Below are 14,546 nucleotides of genomic sequence, written 5' to 3'. Positions count from 1 at the left end.
TGACGGTCAGTCGTCCCAGGACGCGGATGCGACATAGGTTGCGGCCAACGCCTCGATGCCGTCCCGGTCATCCTTGTCGAAGCGGCCGGGCAGTGGGCTGTCGAGATCGATGACGCCGAAAACGCGGCCGTCGCGCAGCAGCGGCACGACCAGTTCCGAGCGCGAGGCGGCATCGCAGGCGATATGTCCCGGGAAGGCATGCACATCCTCGACCAGTACCGATTCGCCCTTGGCAACAGCCGCTCCGCAGACGCCGCGACCGACGGCGATACGCACGCAGGCCGGCTTGCCCTGAAACGGTCCGAGGAGAAGCTCGTCCTCGCTGTGCAGGAAATAGAACCCCGCCCAATTGAGATCCGGCAACATCTGGAAGATCAGCGCCGATGTATTGGCGGCATTGGCGATCGGATCGCCTTCGCCCGACAGCAGGGCCTGCAGTTGCGTTCCAAGCTCCCGATAGAATGCCGGCTTGTCCGTTCCCGATATCGCTGCTGCTTCGAACATGGATTGTCATCCTTCTTTTTGGAGGCCTCGAATAGCACAGGCCAGCGGCGGTGTTAATCGCTTGGCGGCACGCTCCCGAACGGTGGAGAAACCAAACAATCTCCTGCCGCTTCAAAATCTTCGTTTCAATTGTCCGAAAAATCTGCGACACGGCTGATATCCGCAAGGATCGGACGCGACTGCTATTAACTTTAGAATAGGGTCGGGCGGGCAGATTGACGTCTCTCTCGCTGCCACGAAAGAACGTGGCCGTCCTGTTTCGCGATCCGCGCTCCACCCTCATCCTGCCGCGCCGTGCATCAAATATGACGCACAAAGGTCGCTGTAACACTTTACTATGAAACGGTGGTCGGGCGCGCCAAGGCGAAGCTTTCCCCGAACATTTCGACGTCGCTCAACTCCCGCCGCGAACGGAAGCCTTTTCATCACGCGACTGAAGTTTGCTTGCCGAAACCTTCGTCCCCGTTGGATTGCCGATACGAAGCAGTGCAATCGATGCTACAGCTTGCGGCACCGAAGGCACATCGTGCCTTGTCCAGCGGCGTGCCATCAAGAGCGCTGCCACGACCCGAAATCCCGAAAGGCGCCGATCATGGCCGAGAAGTTCATTGTCCTTCCCTATCGCAAGGTGCGCGGCAATCTCGTGCCCGGCGAGATGCGGCAAGCCTCGAATGCCGTCAGCGCCGAGAAGATCGCAGGTGCCATGGCCAGCCGCTTCGCCGGCGTCGCCGCCTATGCCGTCGAGGTCGATGAGGAGTCCGGCGACATGACCAGTCCGCGATTGCTGGCACAGTTTGGAGAGATCGCGGAATTGCTTTCCTCCTGAGCCCCTCGTGTTAGCCATGACTTTTCAAGGAACATTCGCCTCACCAAGACGTTTAGAGCCCAGTTGCCCTCAACGCTTGATGGCACAGGCACCATTTCTCGAAAGGATGTGAACGCCATGAATCAACGTTTTGACCCCACCGACCGTCCCACGGATCCGACGGCATTGCCCGCCGATCAGGCCGGCCAGCGTATCGATCCGGTGACATCCCAGCCGGTGAATGATCCGCTTCTCAACCAGCGCCGGCCCGAAGACGTCGAGGTGCGTTCGTCCCGCTCGACCTGGCCTGTGCTGATCATCCTGCTTGCAGGCCTCGTTCTGGCCCTGCTGGTCTGGCTGCCGACCGAAATGTCCACAGACCAGACGACCGATACTACCACACCGCCGGCTACGACCGACCAGACCACGACGGCGCCCGCTGATAACGCCACGCCGCCGGTCGACAACAGCGCGACGCCGGGCACCACTACGCCCGACACGTCGACAACCCCGAATACGACACCGGCAACACCGGATACGCAGACCCCTGCCACGGGTGCTGATCAGCAGCCCCAGACGAACGGCACGGCTCCGCAGACCAACGAGACCGCTCCGGCAAACTAATCGCCGGTCTGGACAGATGCGGAAAGGTGGAATCGCTCCGGCGGTTTCACCTTTTTCGTGGCCGGTAGCTTCAGGCTGCCGCCAGTTTCGAATGAACCAAATCCGCCGTCAGCCGTTTCTCTTCCAATCCAACCACTGAGGACAGATCCATGATCGACAGGACCACGAAAACCACGGGGCGGGAAGAGGATTATCGCGATTACGAGGATCGCGACGTGAACGAAGGCTGGCCCTATGCGGACGGCACCCCGGGCTCCAAGACCAAGGTCGGCAACGGCTCCTATGGACAATCGACCGAGAATTTCGACGCGGCCGGCAATCCCGGTTTTGAGCGGAGCAGCGATACCGCGATCGAGAGCGCCAACGGCCCCGACCTGTTCGGCGACGATACGGAGGCGGATGTCGATGACGATGGGCTGGAAGATTTGATTTCCAATGCGCTGGAAGACAGCGAGATCGAGACATCCGGTGTCGATCTCAAGGCGCATCGTGGCACCGTCAGGCTGAGCGGCACCGTCGACACGGCACAGGAGCGCCGGCGGATTGAGTCGCTGATCTATGGCATTGCCGGCGTGGTCAATATCCGCAACGATCTCAAGACAAGCGGCGTCGATGAGGGCATTCCGAAAGACTGGGACGAATGATCGCCGAACTTGATTGACCGGTTTGCGGGCGGGCATCAAGCGCCGGTCCGCAGGGAAGCTTTGAGAGGGGATCAATGTCGGGAGCCAGAGCCGAAGATACGGAAGACGCACAGGAGCATCCCGGAAGCGATGTGACTCCGGCGCGGTTCCTGGTTGGCCTCGGTCGTGGCGTCGCCGGCGCTCTCCTGTTCGCCCTGCCGATGCAGATGACCATGGAAATGTGGGCGCTCGGCTTTACCATGGATCGCTGGCGCCTCGCTCTCCTGCTGCTCCTGGCCATCCCGCTCCTGATAGGGATTTCCCACAGGATCGGTTTCGAGGAAACATTCTCACTCAGGGAAAGCGCCCGAGACGCGATGATCGCCTATGGCATCGGTATCCTCACCAGCGCGGTCATGCTTTCCCTGTTCAAACTTTTGACGGGGGATATGCCGGCACAGGAAATCGCCGGCAAGATCGCGGTCCAGGCAGTGCCGGCCAGCATCGGCGCGCTGCTCGGACGTAGCGAACTCGGCAGCGGCAAGGACGATGCCGACGACGACCCGCAGGCCGGTTACGGCAGCGAACTGTTCATGATGGCGGTCGGCGCGCTGTTCCTCAATCTCAACATGGCCCCGACGGAAGAGATGATCCTGATCTCCTACAAGATGACGCCCTGGCATGCGCTCGCCACCATCCTTTTGTCGATCGCGATCATGCATGCCTTCGTCTATGCCGTCTCGTTCAAGGGCGGCCACGAACTTGCCGACGATACACCCGGGTGGCACGCACTGATCCGCTTCACCCTTCCCGGCTATGTGATCGCACTCTTGATCAGCGTCTATGCGCTTTGGAGTTTCGGCCGGCTGGACGGCGGCTCCTTCACGCCGGCAATGATGGCGATGATCGTTCTGGCCTTTCCTGGCGCGATCGGTGCCGCCGCCGCGCGGCTGATCCTGTGAGGACATCGTGATGGCAGAGGATAAACAAGGACGGCGCAAGAAAAGGACGCTCTCTCGTGAAGCGCACTGGGCCGAATGGACCACTGGCGTGCTCTGCACCCTTCTCGTCCTCGCGATGACCGGGTGGATCGGTTACGAGGCCATGTCGTCCACCGGCGACACACCGGCACTCACGGTGCGGATCATTCGACAGCAAACGACAGCTGGTGGCCACCAGGTGTCGTTCGTCGTCGAAAACAGCGGCAAGCGAACGGCGGCGGCGGTTCCCGTGACAGGGACGCTCAGCGATGGCGACAGGATCATCGAGACCAGGGAAGTGATCTTCGACTATGTGCCGGAACAGTCGAGCGCCAGCGGTACCCTGTTGTTCAAGGACGATCCTGCCGCCCATCGGTTTGATCTTCGCGCATCGGGTTATACCGATCCCTGACCATGATCAGGCGCCGCGTTGCCCAACGGCCAATCTCGGCACTGCGGAAGCGGCATTCCAGCCAAACTGGCTTTCCGACGGGTCACCGTCGCCAGGGCTCCAGAAACTCGCGGATGGCATGGTCTGACCGGCCTTCTCCGACAGAAGCGCAATGACGGCCCGCCGCGCCTCGGCCGGCCGGGAAAACATGCGCCCGTCCAGGCTCCAGACGCTGAACTTCACCGCCATGAACCGGAACCGCTCGCCGTCCGGTACCAGCGCGCCAACGGCATCACCGTTGAATTCGATAACCTGTTTATGCATGAGAACTGCTCCCGCTGCCGTGTTTACGGCAGTCATTTCCATGTGTCGCGCATGGCAAGACAGACCGAACCCTCGCTTCAGCCAACCTGATAAACGGCTGGGATCGACATTGGTTCCGTCATCGGGAGAATTGTTTTAAGTCGGCGCGCAAGGCAATCGCGCCCGCCCGAGAGCGGAACGCGTTGACGGAAACTGGCGGGGGCGTCCCGAAAGTCTGAATCTCAGGCGACGAAGCGGTCGGGGCGATACGGCTTGATGTCGATTACCGTCTTTTCGCCCGTCATCTTCTCGGCGAGCGCGCGGCCGGTCACCGGGCCGAGTGTCATGCCGTGATGTGCGTGGCCGAAGGCGAACCAGAGACCTTCGTGGCGCGGCGCCTTGCCGATGATCGGCATCATGTCCGGCGTGCAGGGACGCGCGCCCATCCACGGCTCTTCGTCGCGCCGCTCGGCCAGCGGGAAGAATTCCCGGGCGACGCGCTCGGCGCGGGTCAGTTGCACCGGCGTCTTCGGCGCATCGCGATTGGCGAATTCGGCGCCGGTGGTCAGCCGAATGCCGCGCAGCATCGGTGCGAGGAAATAGCCCTTCTCCGCGTCCAGCACCCAGTTGTTGAGCTGGGCACCGTCCTGCATACCGTAATGCATGTGATAGCCGCGTTTGACGGCAAGCGGGAAGCGGTAACCGAGCTTGCGGGTCACCGTATCGGCCCAGGGGCCGAGCGCCACGACGACTTCCTTGGCCTCAAGTGGACCTTCCGGTGTCGCGACACGCCAGCCGGCGCCTTCCAGCACATGTTCGAGCGTCGCGGCATCGCCGGATACAAGACGTCCGCCAAGCGACTGGAAATAGATGAGATAGGCCTTGTTGAGGCTGTGGGGATCGCGGATCGACCACGGATCGGTCCAGCGCAGGCCGCCCGTCAGATCAGCCCTGATCGACGGTTCCATCGTCTTCAATTCGCTGGTCGACAGTTTCTGGTGGTTGACGCCGAAGGTCGAAGAGAGTTTTTCGGCATCCTTGTAGGCGGCGTCGCGGGCGGCTTCCGTGCGGAAAACCTTCATCCAGCCGTCCTTGCGGATAAGATCGCCGGCGCCCGACGCGTTGATCAGGTCCTCGTGCTCGGCAATCGAGCTCTCGATCAGCGGCGCGTACATGGACGCGATGTTCTGGTGCTGGGTAAAGCCGGAATTCCACCAGTAGCGGATCAGGAAGGGCACGAGGCCCGGCAGCGCCCGGAAATGATAGTGCGCGTCGATCGTATTGTTCAGCGCATAGCGGAATAGAGCGCCGAAATCATGCGGGAAACCATAGGGGAAGACGCCTTCGCGCTGGATCAGGCCGGCATTGCCATAGGACGTCTCCTCGCCGGCGCCGCGGCGATCGAGCAGCACGACGGACTTGCCGCGCCGCGCCAGATGGATGGCCGTCGACAGGCCAACGATACCAGCCCCCAAAACAACGACATCTGTCTTCATGCCCCGTTCTCCATTCTCGGCTTGACGCCATTTTACTTTTTCAGCTTGCCCATGATCTGCTCGAGAAAGCCGAGCATCAGGGCGGACACGACGAAGGCGAGATGCATGATCGTCGCCCACATCAGTTGGTCATTGGTATATTGCTGCGTATTCAGGAAAATCTGCAACAGATGAATGGACGAGATCGCCACGATCGAGGAGGCCACCTTGATCTTGAGGCTGCCGGAATCGAGCTTTCCAAGGAACGAGACTTCCGCGTCCGCCTCGTCGAACCGGCTGACGAAATTCTCGTATCCGGAAATCATCACCATGACGATCAGGCTGGCGACCAGCGCCGCATCGATCAGCCCGAGCATGGCGAGGATCATGTCCGCCTCGTCATAGGTGAATACCATGATCGCCACCTTGTAGAACTTGTAGGCAAAGGACACGCCATAGAGCGCGAGAGCGGCGACAAGTCCGAGGTAGAAGATCACCAGCAGCCAGCGGCTCGACAGGATGATCCGTTCGACGATGAGTTCCAGTGACTTCATGCTGCGGGCGGCTCCCGTTTGTGCGATTGCGAAATGGTCAGGCCCTGAATAGCCAAGCCATCGTCCTTCGGCAAGGCAAGGACCGCGACAGGTCGTCTCAGTGCATAAAAAAGGGAGCGATGCTTTCGCAACGCTCCCTTCATTCGCATTCCCTGAGAGGGGAGATGGGATCAGGTTCTGCGCATCAGCCCGACCACCAGCGAGATGACAAGGAAGGCCAGGAACAGGAAGAACAAGATTTGCGCGATCCCGGCGGAGGCGCCGGCGATGCCGCCGAAGCCCAGGACACCGGCGATGATGGCAACAACGAGGAAGACGAGAGCATAGTACAGCATCGAGGATTCTCCTTGGTTTATTCGTCTTGCCATAAACGTATTAGGAGTAGTTTTGTTCCAGCCGCTCCCCAGCGCGCCGTACCAAGGCAAATCTACATCTTTCCTTAACCATGATGGGAAAATTTGGCCCAATTTGACACGGTTAAGCCACGTCGTTCGCGGAACATTACCGACACAGGCGACGTTGTGAAGGCATATACATCATGCGAGATAGTAAAATGACCGTATCGACATCGAATATCTGGAAGTCGGCAGCAGCGGCAGTCCGGCAGCCCATCCTGGCGCGGGACAAGAACTTGCATATCGGCAAGACGCTGCGCGATCTCTACTTCAGGGAAGACATGCCGAAGACAGAAGGATATTTCGCCGATCTTCTCAACGAGCTCGAAGCGTCCGAACGTAGCGACGACAACTAGGGCTCAAGACCGTGACGGACAGGCAAACGGCGGCCAACTGGCCGCCATTTTTATGGCTGCTTCAAGCCGGGTAAAAGGCCGGTACGCCTCGTCGATACCGGCCCCGGTCATGCGTTTACTTGGACGGCGCACGCAAAAGCACACCAGCCGGATTCGCCTTGTAGGCTGTCTTGTCATAGGCAACCTGGCTTTCCAGTTGCGCCTTGGTGAAGGGCGAATAGATGGTCATCGTTCCGCTGGCATCCGCCATGACCTGAACGCTCTCGGCACTCATCGCCACAGGCTTCTCGCCGATTCCGAGAAAACCGCCGACGTCGATAACGTAGGCTTCGACCTTGCCGTTCTGACCGACCAGCACGTCGCGGATCTCGCCGACCTTCGTGTCATCGGCAACCTTGACCTGCGTGCCGATCAATTTGTCGGTGCTGATCAGGGCCGGATCGATCAGTTTCATTTCCGGTTCGGTCGATGCGGTCGTGTCGGTATCGAGCGGCAGGACCGCATCCGGATCCGTCATCTGCGGCGTGGTCCCGAGGGTCGGCTGCGTCGATTGCGCGGTCTCGTCCTTCAAGACCGGCGGATTTACAGGAGCGGCATCGGCGTTCCTGTTCTCGGCGTTCTGGTCTTCTGGAAGCGAAGCCAAGGATTCATCCATCATGGCACCACGCTCGAATTCCGGGGCAGCCTCCAGCTCTTCCTTCGTCGCCGAGACCACGATGATGCGCTGGCCATCGCGATCCGACCAGGACACGCGATCGAAGCCGACAGCGACATCCTTTTCACCAAGACCGAGGAACCCGCCGACACCGACGACCAGCGCCTCCGCTCCGCCATCGGCATTGATCACAACGTCATTGACATCGCCGATCGCTTCGCCCTGTTCGTCGGCGCCGGTGTAAACTGTCTTGCCGAGAACGGTGGTAGCCAGAATCTGCTCGGGCGCCGCAGAGAAATAGCCGCTCGGACCTTGTTTCGTGGCCGGGCTTGCGTCCTTTGCAGGATCGGCCCGGTTGGCAGCGTCCTGCGCAACCGCGCCGGATGCCAGTGACGCCGCAAGGACCGTCGTCGCCAGGAGGATACGGATCATGGTGGACTCCTTCATGTTGTATCGGGGATCAATCCGGCTGGCGCACCATCATTGACCGCCGCTGGGAATACCGTCCGGGAACGGCGGTCGCCCCGTGTTTGTTCCGATCTTTTCACAAGGCCGGACATGGGAACGGCACGCGGGGGAGATTCGCGTGCCGTCATTGGTCTTCACTTGAAATGTCAGTGGCGCGACGACCACTCGTCGATCTGCCGTTCGGCTTCATCCTTTTCGACGCCATAGCGAACCTGGATGCGGCCGGCCAATTCCTTGCGGCGGCCGTTGATCACATCGAGATCGTCGTCCGTCAGCTTGCCCCATTGGGTCTGGGCCTTGCCGCGATACTCAGTCCATTTACCTTCAATCATATCCCAATTCATTGTGGTGCTCCTCTGGTTGGTATGAAATCAACGTCGCGTGCGTGGAAAAGGTTCCCCTTGCGGGAGTAATCAATTGCTGATCACGTCGTTGCGGTCGCTCTTCCCGGCGACCATCATCGGTGCGGTCGGATCATCGAAAGTGATCCGTACGTCCAGTTCCTTGGATGGCGTGATATCCCAGGTGATCGTGGCATCTTCGATAAAAAGGGCCGGATCGACCGCCGTGCATTTCCCATAGACGACCTTGTGACCGCCGCGCGCCGCGTGGATTGCCGGCCTCAGCAGTTCCTGACATTCCTCGGCGGTCTCGAACCCCACGGCCGGGGCGGGCAACTCCGTGCACTGAATATTGCCCGGACTGCACCCGACCAGCATCATGATTGCTGCAATGTGTTCCATCGTCATGCTCCCTGCACAATGATTCACTTGAGAAGACAACGGACATGCACGCCGGGATGTTCCCGAAAAAATGCCAGGAACCTTTGCGCCGATCCAGCGTTTCATAAGGGCGTCAAGGAATGCCCGGCGTGACTTTGGTGAACCCTGATACCCGCGCCGCAAATGGCCGCCCGCCCCAGACAACCAACCTCCCCAGGCAATGACTGATGACGTTCGTACAAGGAATGTCAGCCATGTTGCATCCACCTGCTGCCCATTGGTTATCCGAGGATACCGGCATGCGAACCGTGCTGATTCACGGCATGGTCATGGGGCCGTCCTTCTGGAGCAGCTTTGCCCCCAGTATCGTGAAAGAGGGTCGCTCGGTCGCCTACCCCCTGCCCGGACACAGTCCGTGGACGCTGCACGATTTCGGCGGAATTCTGAGAACCGAGGATATTGTCGATGCCTATGCGCAGGCGATCGAACGGGATTTCGACGGCGAGCCGGTGACCCTCATCGGTCATTCGACCGGTGGCTTCGTCTCGCTGCTTCTCGCGCGGCATCGGCCAGACCTGGTCAGCAATGTCATTCTGATGGGCGCTTTTGCCTGCGGGCGCTTCGAAGGCCAGGAGCGGATGGCGTCGCGCATACTGCGGCTGCCTCTGCTGGGCCGCCACCTGTTCATCCGGCTCTTCACACGCTGGATTTCCACACGCGAAAACTTCCGCTGGGGCTCGCTCGAAACCGTGTTCGACAAGAACGTTGGCTGGGAGACAGAGGAGACCCTGGCAACCATGGAAAAGGTGCGCCGGCATCTGCTGAAATCGAATGCCGACGAGATCGCCGCCTTTGTCTCCTGGATGTCACGGACATCGGTGTTCGCCGAACTGTCGCAGATCGATGTGCCGGTCCTCAACATTATCGGCGCCCGCGACGCGATCGTGCCGCCGGCACATCAGATTCATCTGTCCGGCCGCCTGCCGCGTGTCCATACGGTCATCCTCGACAAGGTCGGCCACCTGCCGATGGCCGAGGCGCGCGACAAAGTGGACCGGTTGATCGGCGCCTTCCTGCTGCTCGGCCCGCTGACGCCAAAACGTAACTATAAACTTACCGATATTTCGCAAGCCCCCCCCTTTGCCAGCCCCGTTCCGCGTGGACTTTGAACAGGGCGATATGACGCTGGAACAAAATCGCGTTACAAGAGTTTTGCCAGCGGAACCCGTGGCCCCAAAGGCCTTGAACCTGAAGAGGAAATACGATGCTCGGTACGATTCTCCTGATTGTCCTGATCCTTCTGCTGATCGGCGCATTGCCGACCTGGGGTCACAGTCGCAGCTGGGGTTACGGCCCCTCGGGTGGCCTCGGACTGATCGTCGTCATCCTCCTCATCCTTGTGCTGATGGGTCGGATTTGACCCGCAACGTTCCGCATTCCATCATCATCCAGACCTTTGAAAGGAAGCCACTCATGAAAAAGATTCTCCTCGCAATTGCTCTTATCATGCCTCTCGCAGCGTGCACCGCCACGGAAAAGGGCGCAGGCATAGGCGCTGCATCCGGTGCCATCATCGGCGGCGCTGCAACGGGTAACGTCCGTGGCGCGGCGGTCGGTGCGGCTATCGGCGGTGTAGCCGGCGCCCTGATCGGCAATGCCAACGAACCGGGCAAGTGCTACTACCGCGACCGCTATGGCCGCCGCTACATCGCAAACTGCTGATCGCCAGCGTCACATTTCAGAGGGCGTCACAGTGCAGACAAGGGAAAACGGGCTTCGGCCCGTTTTTCATGTTTTTGCCATCGGATGGACTGCGAGACCGGGCCTCGATCAGGCGCGGGATTTCCCGCGTTGTTCTGCCTGATCCAGTTGTTCCAGGAGATCGAGGAATATGTCAGGGATCGGCTCTTCCTCGACCGCCGTGTAGAGCGCCTTCAACTTGGCGGCGATCTGGGCATTCGGACCCTTGGGAGAACCGTTGGCGTTCCGCGCCGGTCCGGCACGCCGATGATTTTCGGGGATGTCACTCATCGACAGTTTTGCTCCTGAACCCGCGGCAATCACCACAAAGCCGCCACGCTTTCCTGCGTCTATTTGATACACGCAAAGTCTTGCCATATTCCGAATTTTTACGGATTTTTCGGCGTCCCGACGGAAATTGGATCTGCTTCAAAACTTCCCATAAAGTATAAAACATGTTCAAACCGATGCCATGGTTCGACTCGGAATAGCGTCGTGCATCGGCAGCTTTGCCCGGCATCATACTAAAGGACGTCATAAATGTCACTTTCCATGCGGATCGCAGCCCACCTGCCCTATCTCCGGCGCTTCTCCCGCGCGGTAACGGGATCGCAGACCTCGGGCGACGCCTATGTGGCGGCGGTGCTGGAAGCTCTCATTGCCGACATTTCGCTTTTTCCCCAGGGCCGCAATGACAGGGTGAACCTGTTCAGGCTGTTCTGCTCGCAGATGGACAAAATCAGCATCGACCTGCCGGAAACCGCCTCTCCCTTCAGCTGGGAAAAGCGCGCGGCGGCCAACCTGTCGCTCATCCCGCCGGCCGCCCGCAAGGCTTTCCTGCTGGTTTCGGTCGAGGGCTTCACCCCGGCGGAAACCGCGGAGGTCCTGGATGTGAGCGAACCGCAGGCGGCCGAACTCCTGCGCGAGGCATCGGAGGACATTTCCCGTCAGGTTGCCACCGAAATCCTGATCATCGAGGATGAACCGCTGATCGCCATGGACATCGAAGATATGGTGCTCAGCCTCGGTCATACGGTCGCCGGTGTGGCAAGAACCTATGACGAAGCGATCATGCTCTTCGAAAAGACCAAGCCGAAGATGATCCTTGCCGACATCCAACTGGCCGACGGCAGCTCCGGCATCGACGCCGTCAACCAGATCCTCAAAAGCGTGACGATTCCAGTCATCTTCATCACCGCCTTCCCGGAACGCCTGCTGACCGGCACCAAGCCGGAGCCGGCCTTCCTGGTGACGAAGCCGTTCAATCCGGAAATGGTCAAGGCGCTGATCAGCCAGGCATTGTTCTTCGACGAAAACGCCAGGGCCGGCCGGGCCTGATCCAGTCTCTATTTTCGTGGCGCAGGCCGTTCGATCGCGAAGGCATCGAACCAGTCCTGCCTGTTGCCGGCGCAGAGTTCGGCCAGAATGCGCGATGCCATGAAGCTGAAGGTGATGCCGTTGCCGCCATAACCGTAGGCGGCAAGGATACGCGGCATGCCGGCTACCGCACCGATCAGCGGCAGGCCATCCTCCGTTTGCCCGAAAGCGCCGGACCACGCCAAATCGACGTCACGGTTTGCGGCTGGCCACAGACCGGCGAGGGTCTCGACAAGATGCGCCGTCTTTCGCGGCATCTTGGCATCGCGTAAAGCAGGATCGACTGTATCGTCGTCACCGCCGCCAATGATAATCCGGCCATCTGGCGTGGTACGGGCATAATGATAGTTTTCCGACGCCTCCCAGATCAGTTCCCCGCCCGGCCAGAGGTTTTGCGGCTCTTGTCGCACCGTCGCTATCGCCCAACTCGACGATGTCCGGTGGATTTCCGCGTGCACGAAATCGGGCATGACATAGCCGGTGGCGAGAATGACCTGCCGTGCCTCGATCACGAAGGGGCCGTCCGTCTCGACCGTCACCGCTCCTGGCGCATCGTGATAGGCGATGGCCATGGCATCGATCAGCCGTGCGCCTCGGGTGGTCGCATCGGCGAGAAGCCCCCAGGACAGAAGCACCGGATCGGCATCGGCCGAGCAGGGAGAGGCGATTGCCGCAGCCCGATCGATACCGGTGCGTGACAGGAGATCGGCATGATCGAGCAGCGTGCCCGGCAGGCCTGCCCGCTCCCGCAACAGATGTTCCTGGCGCAACATCTCCGGCCCGGCGCTGCCGGTGGAGATGTAGAGGGTCGAACGCGGCCGGAAGGCGCATGACAGGCCGAGCGTGCCGACGAGATTGCAGAGGCCTTGCACGGCGGCGATGCTGTGCCGATAGAGGGAAGCGGCCTGATCGAAGCCGTAGAACTGCGTCAGTTCCCCAAGCGTGCGATCGATTTCCCATTGCAACATGGCTGTGCTGGCGGCGGTGCTGCCAAGACCCGGCTGCTCCTTGTCGATGACGGCGACATCCACCCCGCGCGCTGCCAGATGCTGTGCGGCCAGCGATCCGGTAATACCGCCGCCGACGATCGCCACATCGGCCTTGAAGCTTTGAGTAAGCCGTTCCTTGCGTGGCGGACGGGCGCTCCTGCCCCATGGAGTTCGGCCGCCATGGAGATCGTCCTGGGCGGTGTGGTCGCTATCAAGCATCGGCGGCATGCAAGGGCTTTCTCTTCGGGCTACGCAAACAATAAGCGGCTGAAAGCCGTTGTCTCTTGTATCGGCCGGCCCTGTCAGCCCGGCAGCTGCCGTTCCGGCGGTTGGGTGCGGACCTCGTTAAAGATCGTCATGGCGATCAGCGACAGCGGCAGCGCCAGCATCGCACCGACGGCACCCCACATCCAGGTCCAGAAGATGATCGCGATGAAGATCAGGAACGGGTTGATCTCCAGCCGATGGCCGAGGATCGCGGGCGTCACGATATTTTCCATCACGAGATGAAGAATGAAGAAGCCCGCCGCCGGCGCCAGCGCCAGGAGGAGCGCATCATGGGTCATCAGGCCCGCGCAGAGCAGTGCGATCGTCATGATGGTGACGCCGAGATAGGGGATAAAGCTGGAGACAAAAGCGAACAGGCCCCAGACCGGAGCCATTGCCAGCCCCCCGACAAAGGTGATGGCGGCGGTGATCGTCCCGAGCACCAAGTAGATCAGGCTTGCGGTGGAGAAGTAAAAGCCGACGGCGTTTTCGGTGGCATTCATGATGCGGATCGCGGCCAGCCGGCGTTCCCGCGTCGCGAAGGCCAGGATGATCGTCTTGCGCAGATGCGCGCGCCCGACGAGGAACAATCCCAGCGCCGCCAGGAAGATCATGATCTGGATAAAGGCCGGCGTAATGCCAGAAGCGACGAGCCCGAGCATGGCGCCGGCGTTCTGAATGACGACATCGGTCATCGCCTTCTGATTGGTGCCGGCAATGGCGAGCCTTGCCCATTCAAACCGCTGCAGATAGGGCAAGACCCGTTCGATCACCCCTTCAAGCATGGCCGGCGCCTGGCCTGCCAGCGATGTCAGTGGTTCAATGATGGCATTGATCAGGAAGAACAACCCGACGACGAAGACCAGCGCCAGGAGCAGCCCCCCAAGCACCGGCGGCAAGCCGAAATTCGCAAGACGATCGGCCGCGAGGCCAAGAACCATGCCGACAACGATAGCAAGGGTCACCGGCATGAGGATCGCTTCCATCATGTAGATCACCGCCGAAGCGAAGATGATGAAGGTGCCGACGATGCTCCAGGCAACGACGAGATCCAGTCCGGTCTTGGGCGCGGTTTGCGGTGGCGCCGCCTCCGCCGCCCGCGTTTCGATCTCCGCTTGTTTTCGCTGCTTGATCAACCCACTCGCCGGGAAGGCGCCCATTTCGTTCTCTCCACTTGCCCGGCCCGGCCAGCGGGTCGAATGACGATGATCCATGTCCGGAAAATGCCGCGGACGGTCGGCGCTTGGCCTGTCCACGGCATGACACCGGTTAACGCATCGGTTGCGAAAAAGTTCCTCGGGGCGGGCCGATGCAAAAG

Annotated in this window: 21 protein-coding genes; 10 read left to right on the top strand and 11 right to left on the bottom strand. The window is 60.6% G+C overall.

Going from position 1 to position 14,546, the window contains the following annotated elements:
• Positions 1-6 precede the first annotated feature (6 nt).
• Positions 7-504 (bottom strand): GAF domain-containing protein, encoded by a 498-nt coding sequence (locus VL202_RS01140; RefSeq protein WP_325462352.1) that lies wholly within the window; start codon positions 502-504, stop codon positions 7-9.
• 592 nt (positions 505-1,096) lie between these two features.
• Here VL202_RS01140 and VL202_RS01135 point away from each other — a divergent pair.
• The 5 genes from VL202_RS01135 to VL202_RS01115 all read left to right on the top strand — a co-directional run bounded on the left by VL202_RS01135 (position 1,097) and on the right by VL202_RS01115 (position 3,948).
• Complete coding sequence (locus VL202_RS01135) at positions 1,097-1,330, top strand: hypothetical protein (protein WP_325462351.1); 234 nt, start codon at positions 1,097-1,099, stop codon at positions 1,328-1,330.
• A 117-nt stretch (positions 1,331-1,447) separates the two neighbouring features.
• Complete coding sequence (locus tag VL202_RS01130) at positions 1,448-1,933, top strand: hypothetical protein (RefSeq protein ID WP_325462350.1); 486 nt, start codon at positions 1,448-1,450, stop codon at positions 1,931-1,933.
• Between the two features lie 149 nt (positions 1,934-2,082).
• Positions 2,083-2,577 (top strand): BON domain-containing protein, encoded by a 495-nt coding sequence (locus tag VL202_RS01125; protein WP_325462349.1) that lies wholly within the window; start codon positions 2,083-2,085, stop codon positions 2,575-2,577.
• A gap of 74 nt (positions 2,578-2,651) precedes the next feature.
• A complete protein-coding gene (locus VL202_RS01120) occupies positions 2,652-3,518 on the top strand; it encodes a TIGR02587 family membrane protein (RefSeq protein ID WP_325462348.1) in 867 nt (288 codons plus the stop codon).
• Positions 3,519-3,528: 10 nt separating this feature from the next.
• Positions 3,529-3,948: a TIGR02588 family protein gene (locus tag VL202_RS01115; RefSeq protein WP_325462347.1), complete on the top strand. Its 420-nt coding sequence runs from the start codon at positions 3,529-3,531 to the stop codon at positions 3,946-3,948.
• 6 nt (positions 3,949-3,954) lie between these two features.
• Here VL202_RS01115 and VL202_RS01110 read toward each other — a convergent pair whose 3' ends face one another.
• From VL202_RS01110 to VL202_RS01095, 4 genes are all read right to left on the bottom strand, one after another.
• Complete coding sequence (locus VL202_RS01110; protein WP_325462346.1) at positions 3,955-4,251, bottom strand: hypothetical protein; 297 nt, start codon at positions 4,249-4,251, stop codon at positions 3,955-3,957.
• A gap of 221 nt (positions 4,252-4,472) precedes the next feature.
• Complete coding sequence (locus VL202_RS01105) at positions 4,473-5,726, bottom strand: FAD-binding oxidoreductase (protein WP_325462345.1); 1,254 nt, start codon at positions 5,724-5,726, stop codon at positions 4,473-4,475.
• Between the two features lie 32 nt (positions 5,727-5,758).
• The gene (locus VL202_RS01100; protein WP_325462344.1) at positions 5,759-6,259 is read right to left on the bottom strand and encodes a TIGR00645 family protein; all 501 of its coding nucleotides are present in this window, start codon (positions 6,257-6,259) and stop codon (positions 5,759-5,761) included.
• Positions 6,260-6,429: 170 nt separating this feature from the next.
• Positions 6,430-6,594 carry a DUF1328 domain-containing protein gene (locus tag VL202_RS01095; protein WP_025426013.1) on the bottom strand — a complete coding sequence of 55 codons (165 nt, stop codon included), beginning with the start codon at positions 6,592-6,594 and terminating at the stop codon, positions 6,430-6,432.
• 203 nt (positions 6,595-6,797) lie between these two features.
• Between VL202_RS01095 and VL202_RS01090 the strand changes: the two genes are divergently transcribed.
• The gene (locus tag VL202_RS01090; protein ID WP_325462343.1) at positions 6,798-7,010 is read left to right on the top strand and encodes a hypothetical protein; all 213 of its coding nucleotides are present in this window, start codon (positions 6,798-6,800) and stop codon (positions 7,008-7,010) included.
• 115 nt (positions 7,011-7,125) lie between these two features.
• Here the strand turns inward: VL202_RS01090 and VL202_RS01085 are convergent, their stop codons facing one another.
• The 3 genes from VL202_RS01085 to VL202_RS01075 all read right to left on the bottom strand — a co-directional run bounded on the left by VL202_RS01085 (position 7,126) and on the right by VL202_RS01075 (position 8,876).
• Entirely contained in the window at positions 7,126-8,097 is a 972-nt protein-coding gene (locus VL202_RS01085) for a PRC-barrel domain-containing protein (RefSeq protein WP_325462342.1), read from the bottom strand.
• 182 nt (positions 8,098-8,279) lie between these two features.
• Positions 8,280-8,477: a CsbD family protein gene (locus tag VL202_RS01080; protein ID WP_325462341.1), complete on the bottom strand. Its 198-nt coding sequence runs from the start codon at positions 8,475-8,477 to the stop codon at positions 8,280-8,282.
• A 69-nt stretch (positions 8,478-8,546) separates the two neighbouring features.
• The gene (locus VL202_RS01075; RefSeq protein ID WP_325462340.1) at positions 8,547-8,876 is read right to left on the bottom strand and encodes a hypothetical protein; all 330 of its coding nucleotides are present in this window, start codon (positions 8,874-8,876) and stop codon (positions 8,547-8,549) included.
• A 233-nt stretch (positions 8,877-9,109) separates the two neighbouring features.
• Here VL202_RS01075 and VL202_RS01070 point away from each other — a divergent pair, with 233 nt between their 5' ends.
• From VL202_RS01070 to VL202_RS01060, 3 genes are all read left to right on the top strand, one after another.
• Entirely contained in the window at positions 9,110-10,024 is a 915-nt protein-coding gene (locus tag VL202_RS01070) for an alpha/beta fold hydrolase (protein ID WP_325462339.1), read from the top strand.
• Between the two features lie 95 nt (positions 10,025-10,119).
• Positions 10,120-10,275 (top strand): DUF3309 family protein, encoded by a 156-nt coding sequence (locus VL202_RS01065; RefSeq protein ID WP_325462338.1) that lies wholly within the window; start codon positions 10,120-10,122, stop codon positions 10,273-10,275.
• Between the two features lie 53 nt (positions 10,276-10,328).
• Positions 10,329-10,577, top strand: coding sequence for a glycine zipper domain-containing protein (locus VL202_RS01060; RefSeq protein WP_325462337.1), 249 nt, complete (start codon positions 10,329-10,331; stop codon positions 10,575-10,577).
• A 108-nt stretch (positions 10,578-10,685) separates the two neighbouring features.
• On the opposite strand, the gene VL202_RS25955 is transcribed toward VL202_RS01060, so the two are convergent.
• Positions 10,686-10,886: a NepR family anti-sigma factor gene (locus VL202_RS25955; protein WP_414692784.1), complete on the bottom strand. Its 201-nt coding sequence runs from the start codon at positions 10,884-10,886 to the stop codon at positions 10,686-10,688.
• A 249-nt stretch (positions 10,887-11,135) separates the two neighbouring features.
• Between VL202_RS25955 and VL202_RS01050 the strand changes: the two genes are divergently transcribed.
• On the top strand, positions 11,136-11,933 hold the full coding sequence (locus VL202_RS01050) for a response regulator (RefSeq protein WP_325462336.1): 798 nt from the start codon (positions 11,136-11,138) through the stop codon (positions 11,931-11,933).
• 8 nt (positions 11,934-11,941) lie between these two features.
• Here the strand turns inward: VL202_RS01050 and VL202_RS01045 are convergent, their stop codons facing one another.
• Both VL202_RS01045 and VL202_RS01040 read right to left on the bottom strand, forming a co-directional pair.
• Positions 11,942-13,189 (bottom strand): FAD-dependent oxidoreductase, encoded by a 1,248-nt coding sequence (locus VL202_RS01045; RefSeq protein ID WP_325462335.1) that lies wholly within the window; start codon positions 13,187-13,189, stop codon positions 11,942-11,944.
• 74 nt (positions 13,190-13,263) lie between these two features.
• Positions 13,264-14,388 (bottom strand): AI-2E family transporter, encoded by a 1,125-nt coding sequence (locus tag VL202_RS01040; RefSeq protein WP_325462375.1) that lies wholly within the window; start codon positions 14,386-14,388, stop codon positions 13,264-13,266.
• Between the last annotated feature and the right edge of the window lie 158 nt (positions 14,389-14,546).

Source organism: Pararhizobium sp., from assembly GCF_035497515.1.
GTDB lineage: Bacteria > Pseudomonadota > Alphaproteobacteria > Rhizobiales > Rhizobiaceae > Pararhizobium.
The sequence above is the reverse complement of the archived record's forward strand: the minus strand, read 5'-3'. Positions and strand labels throughout refer to the sequence as shown.